Origin of the sequence: Ideonella sp. A 288 (genome assembly GCF_002198735.1) — a bacterium.
Lineage (GTDB): Bacteria > Pseudomonadota > Gammaproteobacteria > Burkholderiales > Burkholderiaceae_C > Pseudaquabacterium.
On sequence record NZ_MWLO01000088.1, the window covers coordinates 21,660 to 28,530 of the forward strand.

Here is a 6,871-nt window from a genome sequence, read left to right on the forward strand (position 1 = left end):
GATCAGCCGGCCGGGCCGGCATCGTGCTGCCAGGGCGGCAGCGGCGCACCGCAGTCGCGGCAGAAGCGCGCGGCCGGCGAGTGGCCTTCGGTGAGGCAGGCGTGGCAGGTGCGCGTGGTGGGCGCGCGCCCGCTGCGCTGCGCGGTGAACTCGGCGCTGACGATGCCGGTGGGCACAGCCAGCGTGCCCCAGCCCAGCAGCATCATCAGCGAGGCGAGGAAGCGGCCGATGTCGGTCTTGGGGGTGATGTCGCCGAAGCCCACCGTGGTCATCGTGGTGATGGCCCAGTAGATGCCCACCGGGATGCTGGTGTAGCCGTTGGCCGGCCCCTCCACCACGTACATCAGCGTGCCCATCACCACCACCACCAGCATCACGAAGGACATGAACACGAGGATCTTGCGCCGCGAGGCCGCGAGCGCCTGCCCCAGCGCGCCGAACTCGGCCACGTAGGCGCCAAGCTTGAAGATGCGGAACACCCGCAGCAGGCGCAGCACGCGCACGTCGATCAGCGCGTGCAGGCCCGGCACCAGCACCGCCAGGTAGGTGGGCACCACGGCCAGCAGATCGATGATGCCGAAGGCACTGCGGGCATAACGGCCAGGGTGGCGCACGCAGGCCAGGCGGGCCAGGTATTCCGCGGTGAAGAGCAGCGTGAAGCCCCATTCCAGCACCGACAGCAGCCGGGCATGGCGGGCGTGGATGTCGGCGATGCTGTCGAGGATCACCACCAGCACGCTGGCCAGGATGGCACCGATCAGCGTCACGTCGAAAGCCCGGCCGGCGCGCGTGTCGGCCTCGAAGATGACCGTGTACAGCCGCAGGCGCCAGCCGGTGACGGGGCGCCCGTAGTCGGGCATGGCGACGGTGGCTGCCGGTGGCGGGCTCATGGCCGGGATGCTAAGCCCAGGGCGATGCGGGCGGAAGGAATGGCGCCGGCCGTGCCGCGCGTGCTTGTGGTGGCGCAAGCCGCGCTGTATAAAACAACAGTCCCCAGCCCCGATCGATTGCCATGTCCCCCGACCCGCCGGCGGCCCCGCTGCCGGCCTACGCCGAGTTGCACTGCCGCAGCAACTTCAGCTTCCTCACCGGCGCCTCGCACCCCGAAGAACTGGCCGAGCGTGCCCACGCGCTGGGCTACACCGCGCTGGCCATCACCGACGAATGCTCGCTGTCCGGCGTGGTGCGCGCTCACACGCAGGCGCGCAAGCTGGGCCTGCACCTGGTCATCGGCGCCGAGATGCGGCTGACGCTGCCGGCCGCCTCGGGGCAGAAGCCCGACGCCGTGGCGCCGGCCGGGCCGCGGCTGGTGCTGCTGGCGCAGACCCGCCGCGGCTACGGCAACCTGGCGCAGTGGATCACCGTGGCACGGCGCCGCGCCGACAAGGGCCGCTACCTGGCGCACCCGGCCGACCTCGAAGGCCGCGTGCCGCACGCGCCCTACCTGGCCGGCCTGCCCGATTGCCTGGCGCTGCTGCTGCACGAGCCCTGGCAGCCCTTCGAGTCGCTGTTCGCGCAGGCCATGTGGCTGAAGACCTGGTTCGGCCCGGCGCGCTGCGCCATCGCCGTCGAGCTGTTGCACCGGTCGCACGATGCGCACCGGCTCGAGGTGGTGCAGCGCGTGGCCGAGCTCACCGGCCTGCCGCTGGTGGCCGCCGGCGACGTGCTGATGCACTCGCGCCAGCGCAAGCCGCTGCAGGACGTGCTCACCGCGACGCGGCTGCAGCGCCCGGTGGCCGATTGCGGCTTCGGCCTCGAGCCCAACGCCGAGGCCCACCTGCGCTCGCGCCAGCGCCTGTCCACGCTGGTCCCGCCCGAATGGCTCGAGGCCTCGGTGCGCCTCGCCGCCTCGTGCGCCTTCTCGCTCGACGAGTTGCGCTACGAGTACCCCGAGGAGATCGTGCCCGAGGGCCACACCCCTGGCAGCTGGCTGCGCGCGCTCACCGAGGCGGGGGTCGTCAAGCGCTTCGGCGGCGAGGCGCCGCCGGCGGTGCGCGCGACGATCGAGCACGAGCTGGCGCTGATTGCCCAGCTGAAGTTCGAGCCCTATTTCCTCACCGTGGCCGACATCGTGCGCTGGGCGCGCGAGGAGCGCGGCATCCTGTGCCAGGGTCGCGGCAGCGCAGCCAACTCGGCGGTGTGCTACTGCCTGGGCATCACCGAGGTCGACCCGGCGCGCACCAGCCTGCTGTTCGAGCGCTTCATCAGCGCCGAACGCAACGAGCCGCCCGACATCGACGTCGATTTCGAGCACCAGCGCCGCGAGGAGGTCATCCAGTACCTGTACCGCAAGTACGGCCGCCACCGCGCGGCGCTCACCGGCGTGATGATCAGCTACCGGCCGCGCTCGGCGCTGCGCGACGTGGGTCGGGCGCTGGGCCTCGACCTGGACCGCATCGCCGCGGTGGCCAAGGGGCAACATTGGTTCGACGGCCGTGAGATCGCCGCCGAGCGCCTGCGCGAGCAGGGCCTCGACCCCGACGCGCTGGTGTGTCGCCAGTGGGTCGAGCTCACGCGCCAGCTCATCGGCTTCCCGCGCCACCTGAGCCAGCACCCCGGCGGCTTCGTCATCGCCCGCGACGACATCTCGCGCCTGGTGCCGGTGGAAAACGCCGCGATGGACGGCCGCACGGTCATCCAGTGGGACAAGGACGACCTCGACGCTCTGGGCCTGATCAAGGTCGACGTGCTGGCGCTGGGCATGCTCAGCGCCATCCGCCGGGCGCTCGGGTTCATTGCACGCAAGAGGGGCGTCCCCGAATTCCGCATGCAGGACGTGCCGGCCGAAGACCCGGCCGTCTACGCCATGCTCTGCCGGGGCGACAGCGTCGGCACCTTCCAGGTCGAGAGCCGTGCGCAGATGAGCATGCTGCCGCGGCTGCAGCCGCGCTGCTTCTACGACCTGGTGATCGAGGTCGCCATCGTGCGGCCCGGCCCCATCCAGGGCGGCATGGTGCACCCCTACCTGCGCCGCCGCAGCGGCGAGGAGCCGGTGGACTACCCCAGCGACGAGGTGCGCCAGGCGCTCGAGCGCACGCTGGGCGTGCCGATCTTCCAGGAGCAGGTGATGCAGCTGGCCATCCTGGCCGCCGACTTCACGCCAGGCGAGGCCGACAGCCTGCGCCGCGCGATGGCCGCCTGGAAGCGCAAGGGCGGCCTCGGGCCCTTCCATGCGCGGCTGGTCGGCCGCATGGTCGAGAAGGGCTACGAGCCCGAGTACGCCGAGCGCATCTTCAAGCAGATCGAGGGCTTCGGCGAGTACGGCTTCCCCGAGAGCCACGCGGCCAGCTTCGCGCTGCTGGTCTACGTCAGCGCCTGGATCAAGCACCACCACCCCGATGCCTTCCTGGCCGCGCTGCTGAACAGCCAGCCGATGGGCTTCTATGCCCCGGCGCAACTGGTGCGCGACGCGCGCGAACACGGCGCGCAGGTGCGGCCGGTGGACGTGCTGCGCAGCGGGTGGGACAGTGCGCTCGAATCAGACGATATCCCGATGCGCGTCGGTGAACCCGGTGCGCCCGCGCTGTGGCCGGTGCGCCTGGGCTTCAACCGCCTCTCCGGCTTTCGCGAGGCCGATGCCCAGCGCCTGGTGGCCGCGCGCGCCGCCGGGCCCTTCGCCAGCGTGGAAGACCTGGCCCGCCGCGCCGCGCTCGATGCCCATGCGCTGCGCCTGCTGGCCGAGGGCGATGCGCTGGCGCCGCTGGTGGGCCACACCCACCAGGCCGCCTGGGCGGTGCGCGGCGTCGACACCCGCGCCACCGCGATGCTGGCCGCCACCCGCACCCACGAGGCGCCGGCCGAACTGCTGCCGCCGGCCAAGGGCGAGGCCATCGTGGCCGACTACCGCGCCACCGGCCTGTCGCTGAAGGCCCACCCGCTGTCGCTGCTGCGCGAGCGGCTGGCCGGCTTCAAGGTGCAGCCGGCGGCGGTGCTGGCGCTGCATCGGCACGGCCAGCTGGCGCGCGCCTCGGGGCTGGTCACCCACCGCCAGCGGCCCGAAACCGCCAAGGGCGTGGTCTTCGTGACGCTGGAAGACGAGACCGGCGCCGTCAACGTGATCGTCTGGCCCGCGGTGGCCAGCGCCCAGCGCCAGGCGCTGCTGGGCTCGACGCTGCTCACGGTGTACGGCGTCTGGCAGCGCCAGGGCGAGGTGCGCCACCTCGTCGCCAAGACGCTGGTCGACCACTCGGCGCTGCTGCACGGGCTGGTGGCGCGCAGCCGCAACTTCCATTGAGCCCTCGACGGCACGCAGGGTCGCGGGCGGTCCGACGGCAAAATGGCCCGATGGACGCCGCCCCCGCCCCGCTGCAATGGCTGCCCGCCCAGGGCCACCCCGAGCAACTGATGATCCTGCTGCACGGCGTGGGCTCGCGCGGCCTGGGCATGGCGCCGATGGCGCAACTGCTGCGGCGCGACTACCCGCAGGCGGTGCTGATGGCCCCCGATGGCTTCGAGCCCTTCGACGGCGGCGGCGATGGCCGGCAGTGGTTCTCGGTGGCCGGCCTCTCCGAGGACAACCGCCCGGCGCGCGTGGCCGCCATGCTGCCCCGCCTGGCCGACTGGGTGCGCGCCGCGCAGCAGCGCAGCGGTGTCGGGCCGGCGGCCACGGCGCTGGTGGGCTTCTCGCAGGGGGCCATCGTCTCGCTCGAGCTGGCCGGCCTGCACGACGGCCTGGCCGGCCGGGTGCTGGCCTTCGCCGGCCGCTACGCGGTGCTGCCCACGCAGGCGCCGCGGCAGACCACGCTGCACTTCTTCCACGGTGCCGATGACGCCGTGATCCCGGCCGCCCACGCCCGCGCCGCGCTCGAGCGCCTGGGCGCGCTGCAGGGCGATGCCACGCTGGACATCGCCGAGGGCATCGGCCACACGCTCGACCCGGTGCTGGCGCGCTGCGCACTCGAGCGGCTGCGCACCCACATCCCGCACCGCACCTGGGCGGCGGCGATGGGCGCCGTGCCGGGCCTGGCGGAGCGGCAGCGCGTGGACGACGACGAAGGCTGAAACCTCCGCCCGCCGGCCTGCCTACACTGCGCACCATGCTGTTCCTGCTGTCGCCCGCCAAGAGCCTGGACTACACCACCCCCCTCGACGCCGCCGTGCGCCGCCGGGCCACCGAGCCGGCCTACACCGAGCGCGCGGCCGAGCTGATCGGCCTGCTGGCCCCGCTGGGCCCGGTGGAGGTGGCACGGCTGATGGACCTGTCCGACGAACTGGCCGCGCTCAACGTGGCGCGCTACGCCGCCTGGTCGCCGCGCGCCACCGCGCGCAACAGCCGCCCGGCCGCGCTGGCCTTCGACGGCGACGTCTACGACGGCCTGCAGGCCCGCACGCTGTCGTCGGCCGATCTCGGCTGGGCGCAGCGCCACCTCGTCATCCTGTCGGGCCTGTACGGCGTGCTGCGCCCGCTCGACCGGCTGCAGCCCTACCGCCTGGAGATGGGCACGAAGCTGGCCAATGCCCGCGGCGCCGACCTCTACGCCTACTGGGGCGACACCATCGCCGGGCACCTCAACGCCCTGCAGGCCGGCGAGCGCTCGGCGGTGGTGGTCAACCTCGCGTCGCAGGAGTACTTCCGCGCGGCGCAGCGGCCGCTGCTGCAGGCCCGGGTCGTCGACTGCGTGTTCGAGGACTGGAAGCCCGGCGGCTACAAGATCGTCAGCTTCTTCGCCAAGCGGGCCCGCGGCCTGATGGCGCGCTGGGCGGTGCAGCAGCGGGTCACCAGCGTCCGCAAGCTCGAGGCCTTCGCCGAGGACGGCTACGCCTTCGACGCCAGCGTCTCGTCGCGCGACCGACTGGTGTTCCGCCGCCGCCAGGCTTGACATCCGTCATGGCTGGCCCCGGTCCGCAGCGCTGACAAAATGGCGGTCATGTCGTCGCAGGTGGTCACCCCCGAGCTCCGCCGCTGGATCGTCGAGCAGGCGAAGGCCGGCTGCCGGCCCGAGGACGTGCTGGCCTCGATGCGGGCCAGCGGCTGGCAGGAGACGGTGGCGTTCGAGGCGCTCGAGCAGACCCTGCGTGACCACCTGGCCTCGGGTTCGGTGCACGAGGCCCTGCCCGAGCCGGTGCCCGTGCCGGGCCCGGACCTCACCGACTCGCCCAGCGTGCTGTGGGCGGGCGACCGAGGCGTGCAGGTGCTGATGACGATGACGCTGCCTCGGGTGGTGGTCCTCGGCGGTTTCCTGTCGGACGACGAATGCGAACAACTCGTGGCCGCGGCGCGGCCGCGCCTGTCGCGCTCCGAAACCGTGGTCAACGCCACCGGCGGCAGCGAGGTGCATGCGGCCCGCACCAGCCGCGGCATGTTCTTCGACCGCGGCGAGACGGCGCTGTGCGCACGCATCGAGCAGCGCATCGCCCACCTGCTGCACTGGCCGGTGTGCAACGGCGAAGGCCTGCAGGTGCTGCACTACGAGCCGGGCGCCGAGTACAAGCCGCACCAGGATTACTTCGACCCCGCGCAGCCCGGCATGGGTGCCGTGCTGGCCCGCGGCGGGCAGCGCGTCGGCACGTTGGTGATGTACCTGAACACGCCCGAGCGTGGCGGCAGCACGGTGTTCCCCGACGTCGCCCTCGAGGTGGCGCCGATCAAGGGCAACGCTGTCTTTTTCAGTTACGACCGTCCGCATCCCGTCGCCCGTGCGCTCCACGGTGGTGCACCGGTGCTGGCCGGCGAGAAGTGGGTGGCCACCAAGTGGATGCGAGAGGGCGAGTTCGTCTAGTGCAGTGTTTGATGCTGTGCAGCACTGAAGAAAACCGATGGATTTGTCGTCCTGGCTAGGCGCAAACCGCAGCGATGCCCAATGGCATCGCGAGGATTTGCAACAACGCCAGGGCGGCAAAGACGCGGTTTTATGTGCTGCATAGCGTCGAA

At 72.3% G+C, this 6,871-nt stretch carries 5 protein-coding genes; 4 read left to right on the forward strand and 1 reads right to left on the reverse strand.

From position 1 onward, the window contains the following. Positions 1 to 2: 2 nt before the first annotated feature. Positions 3 to 890, reverse strand: coding sequence for an ion transporter (locus EOINJALH_RS07755; protein ID WP_088279777.1), 888 nt, complete (start codon positions 888 to 890; stop codon positions 3 to 5). Positions 891 to 1,012: 122 nt separating this feature from the next. Here EOINJALH_RS07755 and EOINJALH_RS07760 point away from each other — a divergent pair, with 122 nt between their 5' ends. Genes EOINJALH_RS07760 through EOINJALH_RS07775 form a run of 4 tightly spaced genes read left to right on the forward strand, consistent with a single transcriptional unit; the run spans position 1,013 to position 6,719 of the window. Further along, complete coding sequence (locus tag EOINJALH_RS07760) at positions 1,013 to 4,234, forward strand: error-prone DNA polymerase (protein WP_088279778.1); 3,222 nt, start codon at positions 1,013 to 1,015, stop codon at positions 4,232 to 4,234. 50 nt (positions 4,235 to 4,284) lie between these two features. Continuing rightward, entirely contained in the window at positions 4,285 to 5,001 is a 717-nt protein-coding gene (gene ypfH, locus EOINJALH_RS07765) for an esterase (protein WP_088279779.1), read from the forward strand. Between the two features lie 35 nt (positions 5,002 to 5,036). Then, positions 5,037 to 5,819: a peroxide stress protein YaaA gene (gene yaaA, locus EOINJALH_RS07770; RefSeq protein ID WP_088279780.1), complete on the forward strand. Its 783-nt coding sequence runs from the start codon at positions 5,037 to 5,039 to the stop codon at positions 5,817 to 5,819. Between the two features lie 48 nt (positions 5,820 to 5,867). After that, entirely contained in the window at positions 5,868 to 6,719 is an 852-nt protein-coding gene (locus tag EOINJALH_RS07775) for a 2OG-Fe(II) oxygenase (protein ID WP_088279782.1), read from the forward strand. Positions 6,720 to 6,871 lie beyond the last annotated feature (152 nt).